We start from the raw sequence: 20,609 nt of genomic DNA on the forward strand, positions 1-20,609 counted from the left end.
CGCCGCAATTCGTTAATGAATTGCGGCGCCTTTGAGTTAACCAAGCCTAACTGTTATCGTTCTTGTTAGTTGTCGCATTGGACGTATCCGTAGAGTTGGTATTGGTGTCGTTACCAGTACCACCGCTAGGCTTCTGTTCCGTGCTAGCGGACTCTTTACTACTACTGGACTCGGTCGTTGAGGCATGTGACGAACTGCTATTGGTTGTCACTTGGTTGTTGCTACTGTAAGCCGATGAGTTGGTGGTGTTGGTTGACCCATACTGACTCGTGGCCGTGGTGTCGCCAACGGTACCAGGATGACCGGTAACGTAGTATTCCTTTTGATTGTTTTGCGTGGTTTCGGTGACGGTACTTGGTGCCGTCCAATCGGAATTGGTAACCTTCGTCGAGAGGTAACTCATTTCGTATTTGTAAATTTGTTGGGCAATCTTGGTTTCCGACTCGCTGACGTAGTGACCAGCCTGGAACTGCTTATCATAACCGGTCCATACGGAGACGGAGTAGTTCTTGGTGTAACCCGAGAACCAGGAATCCATCGTCGCGCCATCCGGCACCTGATCGGCATAGTCATCGGGGTAGGAGTCCGTCCCGGTCTTCCCAGCCTGATAGAGGCCAGAAATCTCGGCGGCTGTCCCGGAACCATTGTCGTTGGTAATAACATCCTTCATCATGTCGGTAATCATGAAGGCCGTTGCGGCGGACATGGCTTTCTTCCCGGTAGAGGCATAGTTATGCGACTTGCCATCTTGCGTGACGACGCGTGAGACCAGGTAAGGCTTGTAGTACGTCCCACCGTTGGCGAAGGCGGCATAGGCTGCGGCCTCTTGTTCCGTTGAGATGTACAACCCAATCCCATTTTGCAGGGTCAGGGTCTTGTCGAAACTCATGCCGAGGCCTTTCAAGAAGTCGGTTGCCTTGCTGATCCCCACGTTTTGTAACGTCCGAACCGCCGGAATGTTCCGTGATTCGTAAAGGGCCTTACGCATGGTAATGGTTCCTTGGTACTGCCGGTCCCAGTCGTAGAGGTTCTTGTCGGTCCCGGGGTAGGTGAAGGCACTATCCTTGACCGGTTCGTAGGTTGGATAGTTAAGATATTCAATTGCTGGACCGTAATCCATCAATGGCTTAGCCGTTGATGCGCTTGACCGGTCGGTTTGAACGGCCCGGTTCAGGCCGAAGGTGACCTTACCGGTCTTACGACCACCCAGCATGGCGACGACCTTCCCGGAATTGGGTTCCACGATGGTTGATCCAACCTGGAATTTGCTGGAAGGATAGGTGATGTAGCTGCTACCATTAGCGATGTCATAGAGTTTCTTTTGAGCATCGAGATCCAGGTTTGTGTGAACCTTAAGGCCACCGGTCGTGGTGTTATAGCCCTTAGATTTCAATTCGGCGTAGACCTGCTTGAGGTAGGCGTCAATGACCTTGGTGGTCTTGGCGCTGGTGCCGGAAGTCTTGTGGGTCTTAGCCAGGCCAGCTGTGATGCTGGTTGCCTGGGCCTGACTGGCTTGCGCACTGGTGATGACATTATTCTTAGCCATTGCGGACAGGACCAGGTCCCGCCGTTTCTTAGCATATTGAGGATAGGACGTTGGGTCGTAGTTCGTTGGCGATTGTGGCATCCCGGCCAGTAACGCCAATTGGGGTAATCCTAACTTCTTAAGGCTAGTCCCGTAATAGTACTCGGCGGCCGTTTCCATCCCATAGACCCCGTTACCCATGTAGACCTTGTTCACATAGTATTCCAGGATCTGGTCCTTCGAGTATTCATGGTCAACCTTTAAGGCTAACCAGGCTTCCTGGGCCTTCCGCTTCAGGGTTCGGTCGGAGGCCGCAGTGGAGAAGACGGAGAGCTTAACCAATTGTTGGGTTAAGGTACTCCCACCTTGCATCCCCAATGAGGATCCACTGACGTTGGCGAAGGCTGCCCCAAGAATCCGGATGGGGTCAACCCCGTCGTTCTTGTAGAAACGCCGGTCTTCGGTAGAAACGACGGCTTTCTTCAAGGTAGCCGGGATGTCGTCGGACTTCACATAGCTACGGTTCTGGGCCCCCAGCCGTGAAATAATGTTGCCCTTGGCATCGTAGACCCGGGTCGACGTGTCACTAGACAGGGCGCCTTGCGTGACCTTAGGCGCGCTCTGAGCATAGTAGAAGAACAACCCAGCGCCGGCCAGTAGGAGGAGCACACCGACGGCGACAATGATAAACAGAATGCGCCGGAACAAGCGCCAGCCGTTTCGACGCGGCTTTTTGGGACCCGGAGTTCGCTCGGCGTTGCGACTCATCCGAGTTTCACGAGTGGTATTGTTACTAGACATGGTAATCTCCTTTATGTTTAACCGGGATGGAACTTACGAAAGTGTTTCAATCAACTCATCCACGGCATTAAGATAAGGAACTGGAATCTGAAGCGCAGCGGGAATTAAAATCCCGTTGGTTTGAATCTCGGTGTACGGAACAGACTTACGTCCGCCCGTCGCCTGGGCATCCCAGAACTGAAATAAGTATTTGGCCGGATACAAGTAGGTCTCTTCGTGGGCAACGAATTTAATAATAGCAAAACAAATCCCACCTTGAGCGACGCAGGCTCGCATATGGTCAATCTGGTGTTCATGGAAATTCTTGAGGGGAAACGACCCTTGGTTGCGGGTTTCCTTGGCATCGAAGTCCAAGTAGTGACCGCGGTACACGCCATTGTAGTCCGTGGTGGAGGCGGTACTGAAGTAGGCCTCCTTAATGACAGCCGCACTTCGCTTAGGGTAGTCAACCTTGACAATTTGAATGGGCGTTGGCTTCTTATGAACAACCGCTTTTCCCCGTGACTCGTAATAGGTATTACTTTCGTTCAATGCTTCCTCTAATGACATGCCCCGTTTGCCATAGTTCGTATAGGTACTGGGGAAGCGGGGCCCCGTTTTACCGGCTGGTGATTGATAGGCATTCCCGTTGGGATACCGGATAGTCATGGATGCTCACACTCCTTTAGAAAAAACCACACGTTAAATTGCGGCCCAGTTATTGACATTATACCAACCTCAAGAAGAAATAAAAACAACTAAACCGGCCTTCATAAATTGAACAACGTTAATTTTACGCGTTTTTGGTGGAATGGGCGGCTTTTTTTGTTACACTTAAGTTATTGTTAAAAGGAGATGACGCCGTGAGTCGATTGTGGTTAACGGGTTACCGTAGCTATGAGCTCGGGGTGTTTGGTAACCAAGACCCGAAGTTATTAGTGATCAAGGATACCCTCAAAAAATTACTGATTAATAAGATAGAAAATGGCACGGACTGGTTGATTACCGGCGGCCAATTAGGCGTTGAACAGTGGGCGGTTGAGGTTGGTCTGAGTCTGAAACCAGACTATCCCGAGCTGAAGATTGCGGTCATGACGCCATTTTCCGACTTCGGGGGCAACTGGAACGAGGATAACAAGGGGCGGTATGCGCAACTTGCCAGCCAGGTGGATTTTCACCAATCCGTCAGTGAGCAACCCTATCATGGGCCCCAACAGTTAAGAAACTATCAAGAATTTATGTTGACCCACACGGATGAGGCGGTCATGGTTTATGATTTAGAGGTTGAAGGAAAGCCTAAGTATGATTACCAGGTGATTCACCGGTATCAAGACCAGCATGCTTATCCGCTAACACTGATTGATATGGACTGGTTACAAGAAAGTGCCAACGAATATCAAGAAAATTTAAATAATGGTTCCCAATTTGAGTAAAAACTGGTATTATTAATATCGCCGGTTTGATTAGGATAACGAGGTGTAATGATCAATGGAAAACGTTAATTTTACTCCCAAGGAGATTTTGCAAAAGCAATTCCGTCAAAAAATGCGGGGTTATGACCCTGACGACGTTGACAGTTTCTTGGACAACGTCATCAAGGACTACGATACTTTTGTAAAAGAGAATCAACGGCTTCAAGAAGAAAACGAACGGTTGTTGGCCAAGGTCGACGAACTCACGAAACAAGTTTCCGTGGGCGCAAGTCAACCAGCAGCAACGACAACTAGCCAGGCAACTTCAAGTGTCACGAACATGGACATCTTGAAGCGGCTTTCCAATTTGGAACGGCACGTTTTCGGTTCACAATTAGATAATGATCCAAACGAGTCACATCGTTTGTAGAATTATATAGACTGGTGTAAATCCTGAGTAATCGCGGTCGGCATATGTCGGCTGAGGAAAGTCCATGCTCGCACAGGCTGCGATGCCTGTAGTGTTCGTGCTCGGTGAAAAAATAAGCCGGGGGACGTTAGGAACAACGTTACGGCGGGAAAAAACGACTAAGGCTTCGGCTATGTCCTAGTATCCCTGAAAAGTGCCACAGTGACGATACGTCTAGGGAAACCTAGGCGGTGGAACGCGGTAAACCCCTCGAGCGGGCAACCCAAACTTTTGGTAGGGGCGCTTCACACATGGAATTGAACGAAGTGTGGGGGGAGAGGAAACTCTCGAGATAGATGATTACTGCCACGTGATTGTTTGCCTGAAACAGTCGCGGGGTACAAAACATGGCTTACAGGGATTTGCACCATGTCAGGTTGGTGGGAGCTTGCTCCCACCTTTTTTTATAGCTATAATTAGCCTTGATTGGGCAAGAAACGATGGTCGCCATCGGTTGGTGAGCCTGGCCGTCGAGTACCAGTAGATAATGAGAAAACAGGAGGGCGTTATGAAAAAATTTCATTTATACGCAGCGACTGCCAGTGGAATTGAAGCCATTGCCGGCCGAGAATTACGGGACCTAGGTTACGAGACGCAGGTCGAAAACGGCCGGGTTCGTTTCGATGGGACAATTGAAGATATTTTACGGGCCAACCTTTGGCTACGGACAGCTGATCGTGTTCGCATCATCGTGGCCGAATTTGATGCGGTCACTTTTGATGAATTATTCGAAGCCACCAAGGCCGTTGCCTGGGATGAACTTCTACCAATGGACGCCGCATTCCCCGTTGAGGGCCGTTCTAAGAAGTCGCAATTACATAGTGTGCCAGACGCGCAGGCGATTGTTAAAAAGGCCGTCGCAACCAAATTAGCTGCCGTCTATCATCGACGGACCCGGATGCCCGAAACCGGGGCAACCTACCCGTTGGAAGTCATGATTGATAAGGATCATGTCATGCTGACGCTGGATACCACGGGATCGAGCCTCTTCAAGCGTGGCTACCGGGTTGGTAAAGGGGGCGCGCCGTTGAAGGAAAACATGGCCGCTGCCTTAATTGCCTTGACTAGCTGGCACAAGGACATGCCTTTCTGGGATCCCGTCTGTGGATCTGGGACCATCCCCATTGAAGCTGCACTGATTGGCCGCAACTTGGCGCCTGGGTTTAATCGTAGTTTCACCTGTGAAAGCTGGAGCTGGGTGCCACAGGAATTAAGTGACCAGATCCGTGATGAGGCCGATGCTAAGGCGGATTACGATACGCCGCTGCAGATTTTTGGGACGGATATCGATGAGAATATGGTGGCTATTGCCAAGCGTAACGCTCAAGAAGCCGGCTTGTCACAAGATGTCACGTTCAGCCAATTGGCGGTTCAAGACTTCAAGACGGACCTGAAGCATGGGGTCATCGTGGCCAATCCCCCTTATGGGGAACGGTTGAGTGACCAGGCCAGCGTCCGGGAACTCTACAAGCAGATGGGCCAGGTCTTCAAGCCGTTATCCGATTGGTCAAAGTACATTTTGACCGCTGACTTGGAATTTGAACACTTCTATGGTCAGAAGGCGACCAAGACGCGGAAGCTTTACAACGGGGCCTTACGGACGGATTACTTCCAGTTCTGGGCCAAACGGCAACCACGTCAGCGAGACTAGCCATGCAGGAAGCCGATTGCATTTTCTGTCAAAAGACGGACATTATCTTGGAGAATGACTTGGCCAAGGCTTTCTGGGACCTGCATCCGGTGCGCAAGGGGCACCTATTGGTGGTGCCCAAGGACCATTACACCACGTACTTTGAGGTTCCTGCGGCCACACGGGTGGCCATGGATCACCTGCTGTTTGACGCCCGGGACCTGCTGATCGAACGGTACCATCCGGCAGGCTTCAACATTGGCATCAACGTGGATGCGGCGGCTGGTCAGACGGTGATGCACGCGCATGTTCACCTGATTCCCCGCTATGAGGGGGATGTTCCCGATCCCACGGGTGGGATTCGCCGGATGATTCCTCACGCGGTCAAGAAGTTATTACGTCATTAAAAATTAACGTCGGAAAGGCTCTCGGCGACCGTTCAGCGCGGTCCGCTCGGAGGCCTTTTTTTATTAAATGAGAGAATTATGAAAATAGTCGGTGACTTTGCAAAGAAATGGTGTTAGAATTTCTAACATTAAGGGTGAAAAGAGGCTGAGTCATGAATTCTACCAATACAGCGTTTGTCTTATTTGCCAGTGTGCTCGTCCTCTTGATGACCCCGGGGCTGGCCTTTTTCTATGGTGGCCTGGTTTCTGAAAAGAATGTGGTGAACACGATGCTCTCGGTGTTCATTATGACGGGGATCGCCTGTTTGCTCTGGGTGTTAGTGGGCTATTCGTTGGCCTTCTCCGGCGATTTTGCGGGAGTGATCGGTAACTTTAACCATGTCTTGTTAAATGGCGTCAATCTGGAGACCCTGACCACGGGCGAGATTCCCGAGGGGGCGTACTCCCTGTTTCAAATGATGTTCGCAGTGATTACCCCGGCCTTGTTCGTGGGGGCAGTGGTTGGCCGGATTCGTTTCAAGTTCCTGTTGTGGTTCTTATTGATTTGGTCGATTTGCGTTTACTATCCCATGGTCCATTTGGTCTGGAGCCCACACGGCTGGTTGGCGGAGCTCGGTGTGCTCGATTTTGCCGGCGGCACTGTTGTCCATATCAACGCCGGGGTCACCGCTCTGGTCCTCGCGGCTTGGTTAGGGCCACGGCTGCCCAGCACCTCACTGGAACATCACTACAACTTGCCATGGGTCTTACTCGGGACCGCCATTCTGTGGGTTGGTTGGTATGGCTTTAATGCCGGGAGTGCGCTGGCCGTGAATGCCGTGGCCCTGCAAGCCGCTATCACAACCACCATGGCGACGGCGACCGCGATGGTGACCTGGCTGACCCTGGATGTAGCCACCGGCGGCAAGCCGACCTTAGTCGGTGTTTGCACGGGAACCTTGTGCGGCCTGGTTGGTATTACCCCGGCGGCCGGCTACGTCACGGTGGGTGGGTCGCTGCTCATTGGTGTACTCACGACTCTGGCCAGTTACGGTTACGTTCACCTCATCAAACCTCGACTAGGCGTTGATGATACGTTGGACGCTTTTGGCTGTCACGGAGTGAGTGGTATTATTGGTAGCCTGTTGACCGGGTTCTTCGCCAGCAAGGCCGTCAATCCGCAAGTGACCGAAAACGGGCTGCTGTATGGCGGTGGCTGGCATCTGCTCGGCATCCAAACGGCGGCCACGGCACTGACGATTATCCTGGTTGCGGTGGTTGGTAGTGCGATCATTCTCATCCTGCGACGGTTAACGCCCATGCGGGTGGATGCTGCCGAGGAACGGCTGGGACTCGACCAGGGGGAACATGGTGAACGGGCGGATTACACGGTGCAACTGAGCGAACACCTGACGGCACTGGAGCCCGATCAATCGCGGTTCGGTCCTGAATTTAAGGGACAACTACAGCGGCTAAGGCATCCGGGTAAGGATTCAGCTCATCCGGATGATTGGTAATTATAGTGACTTTATTAAGGTTGTTCAGAATGATTGCTGAATGGGCGTGAACCTGATATTCTGAAACTGTGGTTAGGGGCCACAATTTAATCAATTAGCTTGGGGGGAGCAAAAATGAAAAACGACAAAATGGTTCTGAGTATTTTAGTTGTTTTAGCCGTCATCTTTTTAGGGCTCGTGTTAGTTCTGATGAAGTCGGTCTTCTGGGCCTTATTCCCACTGGCTTTTGCAGCGCTGGCATTGGTATGCTACGGCGTAGATTCATTGATGGCAAAATATAACCGCGGCGATCGCGAAGCATAGACAGAAAATAATGACGGCCGGTGAGCCGTCTTTTTTGTTGGTCTTTACAGGACTGGCCGTCACTTGCTAGAATGACAATAGCTTTACTATTTGAGGAGGAATCAAGATGGCACGGACGCAACCCGTTGAATTGGTGACAATGGTCTTGGTGACCGATCCCACGACCAACCGGGTCTTAGTAGAAGATAAACGTCACGTTCCCTGGAAGGCTGGCCATAGTTTTCCCGGAGGGCACGTTGAAGTTGGTGAAAGCTGTGCGGCTGCCGCTATTCGGGAAGTCTATGAGGAAACCGGACTCCGACTGACGGCGGTGAGCTTCTGTGGCACCTGTGAATGGTTCGACACGGCCGCTGGTCGGCGTAAGCTGGGTCTGCTCTACCGTGGTCAGGATTTTAGCGGTCAGTTGCAGGCGAGTGATGAGGGAGAGATTCATTGGCTACCAATGAGCGACCTGACGCCAGATAACACGGCCACCGGATTACCTGAAATGTTGCGGGTCTTCAACCGGGAGATTCCTGCAGTTGTGAGCGGCGAATGGAACGGTGATTTGGCCGCCGACACCGGTCAATTTAAGGCAAATAATTAAAAAATGCGAACTGATCGTCAACTTGACGGATCGGTTCGCATTTTTCGTTAACCTAATAAGGTGACCAAGATGTCCCAAGTCATGTGGACGACGATGCCAGGCCATAGCGAGTGGCTGCGTTCGTAAAGCCACCCGAAGAGTAACCCAAGCATGGCCACCGTGATGAGATTGGTGATCCAGGCTAGGGGACTCATGGCAGGCACGGTCGTGAGGTAGCGGGGGATGTGCATGCTAGCGAAGGCCAGCGCTTGAATGGTATTGGCCAGACCGAAGCTGAATCGGTTTCGCAGGGCGTTATAGAAGTAGCCCCGAAACAAGAACTCCTCGGCAACCCCAACAACCAGGAAGTAACGTCCCCAGTACTGAGGGATGAAGGTGGGACTGATGCGCAGGCCATGGTGCGCCAGCCAGGCTTGACCGACCAGGTAGACCACGACGAGTCCCCAGACAAAGTAGCCGGCAGCGAACCGCCAGTTAGGTCGCCACTGCTCACGACTGCCGGTAGCCAGTGGCTGGTCGCCGGCCCGGTGGATGAACCACCAGGCAGCTCCCAACCAAACGATCAATTTAATGGCATCCAGGGCAAACTCCTGTGGCCAACCGGTCAAACGACGCTCAATGGGTGTGTTTAGCAGGCTTTGAACGATTAGCCATAATAGCCAAAAACCGGCGAACTGAATGCCCAGTCGCGCCAGGGAAAGACGATTTTTCATGTTGCCACTCTTTTCTTTTAACAGGTTTACTTTTCATTATAAGTCACGTGGTGGGGGAATGCTGAAAAACTTCCGCGAGGTGGCAAATACGACTGATGTTGTCACTGTTTACATTTGATGTAATCAGTGATAACATTGGAGGAAAGGACGTGATTTCATGGTACAGTCATCCTATCATCGGAAAAATCTTGCGGCAGCGATTGCGCAACAGGCGCGCCAGCAATTGGGAAGTGAAGGCGTCGATCAGCTGTCATTACGCCAGATTGCGCGGGATCTGGGGGTCTCACCGGCGGCCGTTTATCGGCATTATCCGGACAAACAAGCCTTGCTGGCTCAATTACAGGAGACCGTTAGCGAAGAGGTCCAGGCGACCCTTCAGGTGGGTGTCCTGGTTTCCAGTGATGCCACCGCGATGTATCGGAAGATGATTCAGAACATATTGACGCTCCGACAGGAACAGCCCTTGATGGTGGCGTTTTATTTACAAGGGCCACTGACGCTGCCGCAGGGACTGGCCACGGTCATCAACCTTGTGAACACAGCAAATGGCCGGACGACACTGCCTCACCAGGCGGCCAGCGTCTGGGCCTTCCTCATTGGTGTAGTGGCCCAACCGGACTGTTCGCTTTCGGCTGCGTCCGTGTTCGCCGTCTGCGAACACCTGTTGCGGCCCTTCACAGATTCAATCGGTAACGATCGCGATTAGGTGAGTAAATTCTTTACTTCCAAAAAGTAAGTGATAAACTAGGGCTATTGGGTTAATTAATGCCCCTGACGATAACGCGAGTCAGGTGGCCGGAGAAATGAGGAATCTTAAATATGAAAACAAACTTTTTAGAATTAGCTAAGCAACGACGGACCATCTATGATTTGGGCCGCAACGTTTCATTCACGCAGGATGAATTGACGACCTTGATCAAGGACACCATCAAGCAGTCGCCCTCTTCCTTTAACAATCAAACGACTCGAGCGGTCATTCTGTTCGGCGATTCGCATGAAAAGTTATGGGACATTGTGATTAACCGGTTGAAGAGCGAGGTGCCGGACGAGGCGGCCTTTGCTAAGACAAGTGCTAAGGTTAACGCGTTCAAGGCGGCCTTCGGGACCATTCTTTACTTCACCGAAACGAAGACGGTTACGGAATTTGAAAATAACTTCCCACTGTACGCGGCAAACTTCCAAGACTGGTCCGAACAGGCTCAGGGGAACGCGCAATATGCCGTTTGGACGGCCTTAGCCGAGAATGGCATCGGGGCAAACCTGCAACATTACAATCCACTGATTGATGATGATGTTCGGGCAGCGTTTAATATTCCTGCCAGCTGGCGGTTACGGGCAGAAATGGACTTTGGGTCCATTGAAACGCCTGCCGGCGACAAGGACCACTTGGCTGACGATGAGTTATTCAAGGTTTTTAATTAATTAGAGACTCGGCGATCTGCTAGGCAGGTCGCCGTTTTTTTCTGCGCCAACATTTGTGGTGGCGCCCGGGAGATATGCTAAAATGGTCTCAGTAAGTTTGGTCATGAATGGGTCAGGAGGCAAGATAAGGATGCAAAAGAGAATTGCAATTATTGGTGGCGGTATTGTGGGGGCCACGGCTGCTTTTTATCTGAGTCAGTTACCAGGCGCACAACAGGTGAAGGTGACCTTGTTTGACGATGGCGTTGGTCAAGCAACCAGCGCGGCGGCAGGCATCATTTCGCCCTGGCTATCTAAGCGTCGGAATCAACGGTGGTATCGCCTAGCGAAGGCAGGCGCGGCCCTGTATCCGGAGTTAATGCACGATGCCCAATTGGGGACCGAGGTTTATCAGCAGACCGGCACCATCGTGACGCGTGAGGCCGCCGTGGATCTCGAGGTGTTAGCCGATCTGGCCCAGGAACGACGACGGACAGCACCGACCATGGGAACCGTCAGCGTCTTGTCGGCGAAGGACGTGCAGGCCCAGATTCCCTTGCTAACCAATCCACAACCCGGGGTCTTGATCAGTGGGGGTGCCAGAGTCGATGGGCCCGCATTGGTGCAAGGGTTATTGGACCGGGCGAGTGCGGTCAACCTCAGCGTCAAGCGTGAGCGCGTTACCCTGACGACCGACGGGGATGTTGTGACCTCGATGGGGCCTCAACGCTTCGATCGCGTGATCGTTGCCGTTGGTGCCTGGTTAAAAGAGGTCTTGGCTCCCGTTGGAATTACGGCGGATGTCCGACCACAAAAAGGCCAGCTCATCGAGCTCGCCGTCAAGGATTATCCATTGCAAGAACAGATGCCCGTGTTGATGCCGGAAGGTGAACGGGACTTTATTCCATTTGGCCATGGTAAATTAATCGTTGGTGCCACGCACGAGGACGGCGGCAAGTTTGACCTGAGTCGCGATCCCGCGGTTAAGGCGGATCTGCTGGCCAGTGCCCAACGACTCGTTAGCGGTCTGAGCGCCGACAGTATTACAGGGATGCGCGTGGGTACTCGGGCCTATACGCCAGACTTTGCCCCGTTCTTTGGGCCGGTACCGGAACACGAGAAGTTACTGGTGGCCTCCGGCTTAGGATCATCAGGATTGACCACGGGCCCAGAGATTGGTCGGCTGTTAGCCGGCTCCGCCTTATACGGTGGCGAGCCCGACTGGAGCGAGTACGAAAAGCCGTTGACGACTTATCTGTCTTCCTCGGCGGAATGAAGGGCCTGATTGGCTAAGGTATGGGCCCCTTGGTTTTGCTTTTCTGGTACCCATTGGGTCAGAACTAGTTGAAACGGTGCCTGGGCGGCCAATAGGTCGTCCACCCAAATCTGGTAATGTTTTGCATAATGTTTCGTCAAACTGTCACTGACGATCTGGCTATCGGTATAAAATAAAACAGTGGTCGTGGCCGCATCGTCACCCACCAGCCGTGCCAGGTGTTCAAAGCCTAGGCGGGCGATCTCAAATTCCGCGGTGTGATTCGTCATCGCGGTAAGAGGGAGCTTGAGCTGGGTCTGATGATGGTCATGAACCATTAGGATTCCGCCGGCACTTAGGCCCGTTTGGGGCTGGGTGGCGGCATCGGTATACAACGTATACACAAGAATCACTCCAATCTATTGATGAGGTGTTGTAGTTAATGATAACCCAAGAACGACGTTTTTTATATCAACCCAATCCGCTTAGCTCCGTGATTAACTGGAGTTGGACCCTGATTGTGTTGATGATGGGGGCCATCTTCTGGCTGGAAGTTACGCATTTTAATTGGTATACACTGGGCTTCTTCGTTGCCTTTGCCTTTCTGTGCTGGCTCGAGATTCATTTCAGAAATATCACGATGGCCAAGGGGGTCTTGACGGTTAGTACCGTCTTGAATCATCGTCACTTGGTCATTCCCTTAAAGCAAATCAGTAGCGTCCATCTCAGTCGCTACCGGTTGGGAATTGTGGCACAGGGCAAGATTTATCAATTCCTGTTGCCACGTAACTCGGCGATCGAACTCGCCGGATTGATTAGTGAAGCCACCGGGATTGAGGAGGAAAAAGCTTGAACGACATTGAAATTTCACAGCAAACGACATTAGAACCCATCGAAAAAATTGCGGCCAAGGTTGGGTTAACGGCCGATCAGATTGAGCCTTATGGTCATACCAAGGCCAAGATTACCTTACCGCTGAAGAACCCAAAGCCCCAAGGTAAATTGGTGTTGGTGACGTCGATTAACCCGACGCCGGCCGGTGAAGGCAAGTCCACGGTCGTTGTTGGTCTGGGGGATGCCATGAATCGGGCGGGCCACTCAACGGTCCTGGCCTTACGTGAACCCTCGATGGGCCCCGTCATGGGGATGAAGGGTGGCGCTACCGGGGGTGGTTACGCCCAGGTGGTGCCGATGGAAGACATCAACCTACATTTCACCGGGGACATGCACGCCTTAACGGAGGCTCATGATACCCTGGCGGCACTCATCGATAATCACATTCATCAAGGAAATGCCCTAAACCTGGACCCTCGGCAGATCGTCTGGAAACGGGTCCTGGATATCAATGACCGCGAGTTACGGCAGACGGTCATCGGCCTTGGTGGCCGGACCTCCGGGGTGCCTCGTCAAGATGGCTTTGACATCACCGTGGCCAGTGAATTGATGGCGGTCCTGTGTCTTAGCGAAGACCTCAGCGACTTGAAGGAACGGGTTAACCGCATCCTAATCGGCTATAACTATGACCGTGAACCCGTCACCGTTGGCGACTTGAAGGTGGGCGGCGCCATTACGCTGTTATTGAAGGATGCCATTAAGCCTAATTTGGTTCAAACGTTGGAACACAACCCGGCGATCATTCACGGTGGGCCATTTGCGAATATCGCCCACGGATGTAACTCGGTTTTGGCAACGCAAACGGCGCTGCAACTGGGTGACTATTGTGTGACGGAGGCGGGCTTCGGTGCCGATCTCGGTGGCGAGAAATTCATGGACATCAAGACGCCCGTCTTAGGCAAGACGCCGGATGCCGTGGTTGTGGTAGCCACTGTGCGGGCCCTTAAGTACAATGGTGGTGTGAAGCGCGCCGACCTGACCGACGAAAACGTTGCCGCCCTAGAACAAGGGAGCGTCAACTTGAAACGGCACATTGCCAGCATGCAACAGTATGGTGTGCCCGTTGTCGTGGCGATTAACCGCTTCACGAGTGATACCGATGCTGAGATTGCGACCCTGACCAAGATTGTCACCGACCTCGACGTTGATGTTGCGACGACCACGGTGTGGGCCGACGGTGGTGCCGGTGCCAGTGACCTGGCGGCCAAGGTCGTTGCGGCAACGCAGCAGCCTAAGGACTTCCACCGGTTGACGCCGGCGGGGACCGACCTGATGACGCAGATGACCACGATTACGCAGAAAATTTACGGTGGCGCCCGCGTCGAGTTGTCGGCCAAGGCCCAACGTCAGCTGAAGACCTTTGCTAAGTATGGCTGGGACAAGTTGCCAGTCTGCATGGCGAAGACGCAGTATTCCTTAACGGATGATGCTCATGCCTTGGGGGCACCTAGTGACTTCACAATTAACGTGCGGGAGCTTTCCCCCCGGCTGGGAGCCGGCTTCGTCGTTGCCTTAACCGGGAACGTCTTAACGATGCCAGGCTTGCCTAAACATCCGGCGGCCCTCGACATGGATATCGATGCCGATGGTAAGATTACCGGACTATTTTAAACTCACCTGAATCACGCGGCTGGAACCTAGGTTCCGGCTTTTTTTGTGGGCTGATCAGGGGATTGGCCTACGGGCGGATTGGTTTAGTCAACACCGCAATTAGGTCAAGTTTGACCGGTTTTAGGTGCTGGACCGGTATGCTCGAGATGGATTTGTGAGTACTAGAAAGGGTCATATGAAAGAAATTCGGGTTCCGGGGGATGAGTAGGCGGCAAATGACCGGGAAGATCCCCAATTTACCCGGGATTTATCGAAATTAATCGGGCGTCAACGCTCGGTTGTTCAGATTTTCTGTTATACTTTTTAACAACGACTTATAGGAAAGGTGTTCCCTAATTTATGCTGATTGTCGATACAATCTTAATCATCGTACTCGTGGTCATTGACCAACTTATTAAGCACGCCGTGGTGGCAAATATTGCCTTAGGGGGACAACACGTCCTAATCCCGGGGTTCTTATCACTGACCCATTTACGTAACGATGGGGCCGCCTGGAGCATTTTACAAGGCCAAATGTGGTTCTTCACGGTGATCGCGATTGCCGCGCTAGGGATCATGGGTTATTTCTTCTGGCAATATCGGTCGAATCGCGACCATTGGCTGGAAGAGCTGGGACTGGCGCTCATGATGGCCGGGACCATTGGGAACTTCATTGATCGGTTATTGCAAGGTTACGTGGTCGATATGTTCCAACTGGATTTCGTTAATTTTCCAATCTTTAATTTTGCGGACAGCTGTCTGACAATCGGCGTCGTGGCAATTGCCATTGGCGTCTTCATAGCTGACCGACGGGAGGACCAAAAATGACACAAGACATGGCGTTTACGGTAACAGCCGCAGAACGACTTGATAAATTAGTTGCAGATACAGAGGAAACCATTTCACGGTCACAGGCCAAGGCGGCGATTGAGGCCGGCCAGATTACGGTGGATGGTCAAACGGTTAAGCCTAAGTTTAAGGCGAGTGTTGGCGCTAAGGTGGCCATTAGCTTGCCTGATCCAGAGCCGATTGACTTAGAACCTGAGAACATTCCCTTAGATATCGTCTATGAAGATGATGACGTGATTGTGGTCAATAAGCCACAAGGGATGGTCGTCCATCCCGCACCGGGGCATCCCAACCATACGCTGGTTAATGCCCTGCTGTATCACAGCCCACTCTCGGAAATCAATGGTGAGTTGCGGCCCGGAATTGTTCACCGGATCGACAAGGATACCTCGGGATTGTTGATGGTCGCCAAGAATGACCAGGCCCATCAAAGTCTGTCGGCACAGTTGCAGGCTAAGACTAATCTGCGGGAATACGTGGCGATCGTCCATGGTAATTTCAAGGAAGAAACCGGGATTATCAAGGCACCACTGGGTCGGTCGCCCAAGGACCGCAAGAAACAGGCGGTGGTTGCCGACGGTCGGCCAGCGGTTACGCACTTCCGGGTGTTAGAACGGTATGGTGACTACTCACTGATTGCCTGTCGCCTTGAAACCGGCCGGACCCATCAGATTCGGGTTCACATGGCCTACATTAATCATCCGGTGGCTGGTGACCCACTATACGGGCCTAAGAAGACGCTGAAGGGCGACGGGCAGTATTTGCATGCCAAGACCCTCGGCTTCAAACAACCGGCCACAGGTGAAGAGCTAGCCTTCAGCACGCCGGTGCCAGCCAACTTCGCGGCCGTCGTTAAACGGTTGCGGCAACAGGCTGGTCTGCCGATTGATAAGGAAATTTAGCGGTTTTATGCTAAAATATAACCAACAGAACGGGTTTGCCGGTTAAAACAGGCGGGCGGGGACTTCATCACCTACGGAAGAATCCCGCCCGTTTCCTGCACCTGCCGGTACCCAGAACTTGAAGGAGGAAACACAGATGGCAAAGGTAGTTGTGGATGCAATGGCCATGCAGCGGGCGTTAACCCGAATTACTTACGAAATCATTGAACGTAATAAAGGGGTCGATGACCTCGTCATCCTCGGGATTAAGACACGAGGCGTTTATTTAGCACGGCGCATTGCTAGCCGCCTTCAGCAATTGGAAAATGTGACGGTGCCGGTGGGTGACTTGGACATCACCCCCTACCGTGACGATATTGAACACGATGCCGATTCCGCCGAACCAGAAGTCACTGCGGCTAACATTGACTTCTCCGTTGAGGGCAAGAAGGTCATCCTGGTTGATGACGTTTTGTATACCGGGCGGACCATTCGGGCGGCAATGAGTGCCATCATGGACTTAGGCCGGCCCAAGAGTATTAACTTGGCGGTCCTAGTCGACCGGGGTCACCGCGAATTACCGATCCGCGCCGACTTTGTGGGCAAGAACATTCCCAGTTCCCAGCATGAACGGATTCGGGTCTCCGTTAGCGAGATCGATGACCGTGACGCTGTCGAAATCCAACAGGCATAGGACTAACTGGTAAAGGGGCCGATTTTTCATGGCAAAACGCTATTTAATTTTAGAAGACGGCTCGGCTTACGCCGGTGAAGGGTTTGGTGCTGGCGCGACGACGAGTGGTGAGGTCATCACTAACTTAAGTCTTTTAGGGTACCAAGAAATTATTACCAACCAGATCTATCATAATCAAATACTTATTTTTTCACAGCCGGCGATTGGTAACGTGGGGATCAACCACGATAGTTACGAGTCAATCCTGCCTACGGCTAAGGGGATGGTGGTGCGTGACGTCACCAACATTTCGACCAATCGGCTATCCCGGCTGTCACTGGATGAGTTTCTCCAGCAACATAACATCCCGGGGATTAGCGGCATCGATACCCGTCACCTGATTCGTAAGCTGCGCCACATGGATGGCCCGGTCAAGGGTAGTATCGTGGATGTTGCCGATGCCCATGCCTTTGACCAGTTGAATGCCACGGTACTGACCAATCGGCAGGTTGACCAGGTGGCCACACCCAAGCCGTATCCGAACCCGGATACCGGGAAAAATGTCGTTGTCATCGACTTTGGCTTGAAACACGGGATTCTCCGGCAGCTCTCGGAGCGTCGTTGTAATGTGACGGTGTTACCGTGGACGGCCAGTGCCCAAGACGTCTTGAACCTGGATCCGGACGGGGTATTACTGTCGACAGGACCTGGGTCACCACTGGACTTGGGTGAAGGCGTGCTGGAGATGATTCGAACCATCCAGGCCGAGATCCCCTTGTTTGCCATTGGGTTAGGCCATGAGCTCTTTGCCTTGGCGAATGGGGCGAGCCTGCGACCACTACCGGTGGAGTATCATGGGAGTAGTCATCCCATTCGGCGAATCATTACGAACGATATTATTTATGCGGCCCAGGGTCAGGGGTATGCGGTGGATGATAAGACCATTGACCGTGACCGACTGATTACCACCTATGTTGACCTGATCAATGGGACCGTCCAAGGACTCCGTCACCGGGATTACCCGGCCTTTTCGGTACAGTTCTTTACCGACGGGGCGCCCGGTCCCCACGAAAGTCGCGATTTATTTGACGAATTTATGGAAGCCATGACGGCACGGGAGGGATAGGTTTGCAGAACTTAAACGACCTACAAAAGGTTCTCATCATTGGGAGCGGTCCGACCGAGATTGGCCATGAGACCGAACTAGATAGTGCCACTGTCCAGATTATTACGCGATTGAAGAAACAAGGAATTCGGACATCAATCATTGATAATAATCCGTTTTCGGTCGCGCTCGAAGAGATTCAACCCACGAACATGTATATCCAGGCTGTGACGACTGAAAATGTCCGGCATATACTGGAGAAGGATATGCCGGATGCCATCATTCCCACGTTAGGTGGCTTGGTGGGGATCCGAATTGTCCAAGAACTCATTGAAAATGGTGATATTCGGCGGTTGGGAATTACCCTATTGGGGATGCCAACGACCACGATGAATCAGGTGAATAATCCCGCCGCGTTAAACGCCACGTTAAAGGAAATTCATGAACCGGTCATCGAGGCTAAGATTGTCGAGACGACCGACGAGGCCATGGGACTGGTCGAGAATATCGGGTTCCCATTGATCGTCAAGCCGGTTGCTCCTCGATTAGATACCAATCGGATGATTTGTGAAAATGTCGATGAGATGATTACCGCCTTAAATCAAGGTTTCCAACAATCACGGTTCGATCAATGCACATTGGAACACAGTGTCGTTGGGTTTAAGGAAATTGAAATGGTGGCCGTTCGGGATATTGCCGATACCAAGATTCTGATCAGCGGCCTGGAGAACGTCGACCCAATTGGGATTCACTCGGGCGATTCCATCCTGGTGGCGCCTACCCAGACGTTAAACGACCGGGAATATCAAAATCTCCGGGACGCAACGTTTCGGATTGCCACGGAGCTGGGGGTCGTTGGGGTCCTGCATCTGAGCTTTGCTCTGAATCCCGCCGACCAGCGTTTCTATGTGACCAAGGTTGCCCCATACTTTACGCGGGGAGTGGCCTTGGCCGCACGAACCACGGGCTACCCTGTGGCCCTAGTCGTTGGGAGCCTGCTATTAGGGCAACGACTAGTGGATGTTAAGCTTCCCAGTCGCTACGTGAAGCAGACGGCGGTGATCGAACCCACGGTTGACCATGTCAGTGTCCGAATTCCCATTTGGCCCTTCCAAGAGGTGCCGGATGCCGATCAACATTTGGACACGGTCATGAAGGCCGTGGGATCGACGGTTGGGCTCGGCCGTTCGGTGGAAGAAGCCATGCTAAAGGCGGTCCGCAGCTCACAGTTTTCACCACGGGATGTCTTGCCTAGTGTGAGCAACCTAACCGATGGTGAAATGATTCGGCAGTTGATTCATCCTTTGGCCAACCGGATTCTGGTCTTAATCGAAGCCTTACGGCGGGGGTACTCACCAGCCGAACTCAGTGAACTGACGAAGATTGATAATTTCTACTTCGTGAAGCTGCAACATCTTTTAGAGATTGAGAAGCAAATTCAGGCTAACCCGATGGACGTTGAAACGTTGCGGGCGGGCCGGTATTATGGCTTTGGGGATGGGATGATTGCACGGATCTGGCAAACGGATACGGCCGCCATTCGGAAACTCTCCGCGAGTGCCAAGATTATGCCAACCTACAAGATGATTGAGCCAACCGCTGGTGAGTTCGACGAGGAGACCAGCGGGTACTACAGTACCTTCGAATATGAGAATGAAAGCCAGCCATTAGGCGATCGCACGGCGTTAGTCTTGGGGCGTGGTGGGAATCAATTAGGACCGAACTCGGCCGCAGAATACTTCACAACAGAAATGTTGAAGCAGTTGAAGCGCGCCGGATACCATACCATCCTGATGAACACCAATCCGAATGCGATTGCCATTGCCCCCGAGTTCTCGGATAAACAGTACGTCGATCCCATTCAGCTAGGGGATGTCTTGAACGTTATTCATGTCGAGCAACCGGATATCGTGATCGTTCCCGGCAACCGCCACTTCTTAGCACGTGAATTGGCGAAGCTACCACTTAATCTGCATGTCTTGCCACCCGATCAAGAGACCGGGGAACCCTTACCAGAATCGGCCACCATTGGTGTCAGCCTATTCGTTAATGATGACCAGAAGGTGGCAATTGGGGTCATGGATTTGATTGCCCCCGGGATGAATAAGAAGCTCTCGCAGGTGACCGCATTTAGAATGCCGGCAGAACTGCCCAAGGCTAAGCGGCTTAACCTGGTTGAACAGGCCAAGCAGGCCGTGAGTGAACGGCAACTGACGGGGATGGTCCAAGTGCTCTTTGCGCCTAAGAGTGCCGAATCGAAGCAATTGGAAGTCGTTGGCGTGCGGCCAACTCGGTTGACCGAAATGGCCTTCTTGAGTAAGGTCACGGGGATTAACTGGGTGCGGATGCTGACGCGTCAACACATTGGGACGTTAGATGATGCTGAATTAACGGCGGTCAACATTGACTTGAATAGCCAACGGGTGGCCCTGATGAACGCGGCCTTCCCATTCCGCCAATTACACGTTTTGAATCGACCAGGGAGCACGGACCAAGAGGTCGGCGCCACGATTGCCTTTGGCTCTAGTGAGGCCTTAACCCTGACGAATCTTAGCGACACGGCGGAACTCGATCAAATTATTAATCGAACAATATAAAAAGTGGCGCCACATCCTATTTCAGGATGTGGCGCCATTTGCA

At 52.4% G+C, this 20,609-nt stretch carries 21 protein-coding genes and 1 other RNA gene; 18 read left to right on the forward strand and 4 right to left on the reverse strand.

Annotated features, from left to right (window positions below; genetic code table 11):
• Positions 1 to 46: 46 nt before the first annotated feature.
• Complete coding sequence (locus EKM96_RS05610) at positions 47 to 2,326, reverse strand: transglycosylase domain-containing protein (RefSeq protein ID WP_125640955.1); 2,280 nt, start codon at positions 2,324 to 2,326, stop codon at positions 47 to 49.
• A gap of 33 nt (positions 2,327 to 2,359) precedes the next feature.
• A complete protein-coding gene (recU, locus tag EKM96_RS05615) occupies positions 2,360 to 2,974 on the reverse strand; it encodes a Holliday junction resolvase RecU (RefSeq protein WP_125640958.1) in 615 nt (204 codons plus the stop codon).
• Positions 2,975 to 3,168: 194 nt separating this feature from the next.
• Here recU and EKM96_RS05620 point away from each other — a divergent pair, with 194 nt between their 5' ends.
• The 8 genes from EKM96_RS05620 (at position 3,169) to EKM96_RS05655 (ending at position 8,608) form a co-directional block, all read left to right on the forward strand.
• On the forward strand, positions 3,169 to 3,738 hold the full coding sequence (locus EKM96_RS05620; protein ID WP_125640961.1) for a DUF1273 domain-containing protein: 570 nt from the start codon (positions 3,169 to 3,171) through the stop codon (positions 3,736 to 3,738).
• Between the two features lie 55 nt (positions 3,739 to 3,793).
• Positions 3,794 to 4,147 carry a cell division regulator GpsB gene (gene gpsB / locus EKM96_RS05625; RefSeq protein WP_125640963.1) on the forward strand — a complete coding sequence of 118 codons (354 nt, stop codon included), beginning with the start codon at positions 3,794 to 3,796 and terminating at the stop codon, positions 4,145 to 4,147.
• A gap of 19 nt (positions 4,148 to 4,166) precedes the next feature.
• Positions 4,167 to 4,546: RNase P RNA component class B (gene rnpB, locus EKM96_RS05630), an RNA gene on the forward strand.
• Positions 4,547 to 4,694: 148 nt separating this feature from the next.
• Positions 4,695 to 5,837 (forward strand): THUMP domain-containing class I SAM-dependent RNA methyltransferase, encoded by a 1,143-nt coding sequence (locus tag EKM96_RS05635; protein ID WP_125640966.1) that lies wholly within the window; start codon positions 4,695 to 4,697, stop codon positions 5,835 to 5,837.
• Positions 5,838 to 5,839: 2 nt separating this feature from the next.
• Positions 5,840 to 6,223, forward strand: a complete 384-nt coding sequence (locus EKM96_RS05640) for an HIT family protein (RefSeq protein ID WP_125640969.1) — start codon at positions 5,840 to 5,842, stop codon at positions 6,221 to 6,223.
• Between the two features lie 152 nt (positions 6,224 to 6,375).
• Entirely contained in the window at positions 6,376 to 7,719 is a 1,344-nt protein-coding gene (locus EKM96_RS05645) for an ammonium transporter (RefSeq protein WP_125640972.1), read from the forward strand.
• Between the two features lie 114 nt (positions 7,720 to 7,833).
• Positions 7,834 to 8,022 carry a hypothetical protein gene (locus EKM96_RS05650; protein ID WP_125640975.1) on the forward strand — a complete coding sequence of 63 codons (189 nt, stop codon included), beginning with the start codon at positions 7,834 to 7,836 and terminating at the stop codon, positions 8,020 to 8,022.
• Between the two features lie 106 nt (positions 8,023 to 8,128).
• Positions 8,129 to 8,608 carry an 8-oxo-dGTP diphosphatase gene (locus EKM96_RS05655; protein ID WP_125640978.1) on the forward strand — a complete coding sequence of 160 codons (480 nt, stop codon included), beginning with the start codon at positions 8,129 to 8,131 and terminating at the stop codon, positions 8,606 to 8,608.
• Between the two features lie 47 nt (positions 8,609 to 8,655).
• Here EKM96_RS05655 and EKM96_RS05660 read toward each other — a convergent pair whose 3' ends face one another.
• Positions 8,656 to 9,321, reverse strand: coding sequence for a CPBP family intramembrane glutamic endopeptidase (locus EKM96_RS05660; protein ID WP_125640981.1), 666 nt, complete (start codon positions 9,319 to 9,321; stop codon positions 8,656 to 8,658).
• 157 nt (positions 9,322 to 9,478) lie between these two features.
• Here EKM96_RS05660 and EKM96_RS05665 point away from each other — a divergent pair, with 157 nt between their 5' ends.
• From EKM96_RS05665 to EKM96_RS05675, 3 genes are all read left to right on the forward strand, one after another.
• Complete coding sequence (locus tag EKM96_RS05665; protein WP_125640984.1) at positions 9,479 to 10,027, forward strand: TetR/AcrR family transcriptional regulator; 549 nt, start codon at positions 9,479 to 9,481, stop codon at positions 10,025 to 10,027.
• Between the two features lie 113 nt (positions 10,028 to 10,140).
• A complete protein-coding gene (locus EKM96_RS05670; protein ID WP_125640987.1) occupies positions 10,141 to 10,743 on the forward strand; it encodes a nitroreductase family protein in 603 nt (200 codons plus the stop codon).
• 130 nt (positions 10,744 to 10,873) lie between these two features.
• Positions 10,874 to 11,998: an NAD(P)/FAD-dependent oxidoreductase gene (locus EKM96_RS05675; protein ID WP_125640990.1), complete on the forward strand. Its 1,125-nt coding sequence runs from the start codon at positions 10,874 to 10,876 to the stop codon at positions 11,996 to 11,998.
• Here EKM96_RS05675 and EKM96_RS05680 read toward each other — a convergent pair.
• Positions 11,974 to 12,381 (reverse strand): ribonuclease HI family protein, encoded by a 408-nt coding sequence (locus tag EKM96_RS05680; protein WP_125640994.1) that lies wholly within the window; start codon positions 12,379 to 12,381, stop codon positions 11,974 to 11,976. The genes EKM96_RS05675 and EKM96_RS05680 overlap by 25 nt on opposite strands.
• Before the next feature lie 38 nt (positions 12,382 to 12,419).
• Between EKM96_RS05680 and EKM96_RS05685 the strand changes: the two genes are divergently transcribed.
• From EKM96_RS05685 to EKM96_RS05715, 7 genes are all read left to right on the forward strand, one after another.
• A complete protein-coding gene (locus EKM96_RS05685; protein ID WP_125640996.1) occupies positions 12,420 to 12,830 on the forward strand; it encodes an EbsA family protein in 411 nt (136 codons plus the stop codon).
• Positions 12,827 to 14,482 (forward strand): formate--tetrahydrofolate ligase, encoded by a 1,656-nt coding sequence (locus tag EKM96_RS05690; RefSeq protein ID WP_125640999.1) that lies wholly within the window; start codon positions 12,827 to 12,829, stop codon positions 14,480 to 14,482. The genes EKM96_RS05685 and EKM96_RS05690 overlap by 4 nt, the downstream gene beginning before the upstream one ends.
• Positions 14,483 to 14,821: 339 nt before the next feature.
• Positions 14,822 to 15,289 carry a signal peptidase II gene (lspA, locus tag EKM96_RS05695; protein ID WP_125641002.1) on the forward strand — a complete coding sequence of 156 codons (468 nt, stop codon included), beginning with the start codon at positions 14,822 to 14,824 and terminating at the stop codon, positions 15,287 to 15,289.
• The gene (locus EKM96_RS05700; protein ID WP_125641005.1) at positions 15,286 to 16,212 is read left to right on the forward strand and encodes an RluA family pseudouridine synthase; all 927 of its coding nucleotides are present in this window, start codon (positions 15,286 to 15,288) and stop codon (positions 16,210 to 16,212) included. Before lspA ends, EKM96_RS05700 begins: the two co-directional genes overlap by 4 nt.
• Positions 16,213 to 16,348: 136 nt before the next feature.
• A complete protein-coding gene (pyrR, locus tag EKM96_RS05705; RefSeq protein WP_125641008.1) occupies positions 16,349 to 16,885 on the forward strand; it encodes a bifunctional pyr operon transcriptional regulator/uracil phosphoribosyltransferase PyrR in 537 nt (178 codons plus the stop codon).
• 28 nt (positions 16,886 to 16,913) lie between these two features.
• Positions 16,914 to 17,990 (forward strand): carbamoyl phosphate synthase small subunit, encoded by a 1,077-nt coding sequence (locus tag EKM96_RS05710; protein WP_125641011.1) that lies wholly within the window; start codon positions 16,914 to 16,916, stop codon positions 17,988 to 17,990.
• A 2-nt stretch (positions 17,991 to 17,992) separates the two neighbouring features.
• Entirely contained in the window at positions 17,993 to 20,566 is a 2,574-nt protein-coding gene (locus EKM96_RS05715; protein ID WP_125641014.1) for a carbamoyl phosphate synthase preATP-grasp domain-containing protein, read from the forward strand.
• Positions 20,567 to 20,609 lie beyond the last annotated feature (43 nt).

The organism is Levilactobacillus tangyuanensis, assembly GCF_003946545.1.
GTDB lineage: Bacteria > Bacillota > Bacilli > Lactobacillales > Lactobacillaceae > Levilactobacillus > Levilactobacillus tangyuanensis.

Bases quoted from the DNA above. Each gene is read 5' to 3' on its own strand.
- EKM96_RS05665 (WP_125640984.1), top strand. From the start codon at position 9,479: ATGGTACAGTCATCCTATCATCGGAAAAATCTTGCGGCAGCGATTGCG.
- pyrR (WP_125641008.1), top strand. From the start codon at position 16,349: ATGGCAAAGGTAGTTGTGGATGCAATGGCCATGCAGCGGGCGTTAACC.
- lspA (WP_125641002.1), top strand. From the start codon at position 14,822: ATGCTGATTGTCGATACAATCTTAATCATCGTACTCGTGGTCATTGAC.
- recU (WP_125640958.1), bottom strand. From the start codon at position 2,974: ATGACTATCCGGTATCCCAACGGGAATGCCTATCAATCACCAGCCGGT.
- EKM96_RS05685 (WP_125640996.1), top strand. From the start codon at position 12,420: ATGATAACCCAAGAACGACGTTTTTTATATCAACCCAATCCGCTTAGC.
- EKM96_RS05635 (WP_125640966.1), top strand. From the start codon at position 4,695: ATGAAAAAATTTCATTTATACGCAGCGACTGCCAGTGGAATTGAAGCC.
- EKM96_RS05675 (WP_125640990.1), top strand. From the start codon at position 10,874: ATGCAAAAGAGAATTGCAATTATTGGTGGCGGTATTGTGGGGGCCACG.
- EKM96_RS05640 (WP_125640969.1), top strand. From the start codon at position 5,840: ATGCAGGAAGCCGATTGCATTTTCTGTCAAAAGACGGACATTATCTTG.
- EKM96_RS05645 (WP_125640972.1), top strand. From the start codon at position 6,376: ATGAATTCTACCAATACAGCGTTTGTCTTATTTGCCAGTGTGCTCGTC.
- EKM96_RS05650 (WP_125640975.1), top strand. From the start codon at position 7,834: ATGAAAAACGACAAAATGGTTCTGAGTATTTTAGTTGTTTTAGCCGTC.
- gpsB (WP_125640963.1), top strand. From the start codon at position 3,794: ATGGAAAACGTTAATTTTACTCCCAAGGAGATTTTGCAAAAGCAATTC.
- EKM96_RS05670 (WP_125640987.1), top strand. From the start codon at position 10,141: ATGAAAACAAACTTTTTAGAATTAGCTAAGCAACGACGGACCATCTAT.
- EKM96_RS05700 (WP_125641005.1), top strand. From the start codon at position 15,286: ATGACACAAGACATGGCGTTTACGGTAACAGCCGCAGAACGACTTGAT.
- EKM96_RS05610 (WP_125640955.1), bottom strand. From the start codon at position 2,326: ATGTCTAGTAACAATACCACTCGTGAAACTCGGATGAGTCGCAACGCC.
- EKM96_RS05710 (WP_125641011.1), top strand. From the start codon at position 16,914: ATGGCAAAACGCTATTTAATTTTAGAAGACGGCTCGGCTTACGCCGGT.
- EKM96_RS05660 (WP_125640981.1), bottom strand. From the start codon at position 9,321: ATGAAAAATCGTCTTTCCCTGGCGCGACTGGGCATTCAGTTCGCCGGT.
- EKM96_RS05655 (WP_125640978.1), top strand. From the start codon at position 8,129: ATGGCACGGACGCAACCCGTTGAATTGGTGACAATGGTCTTGGTGACC.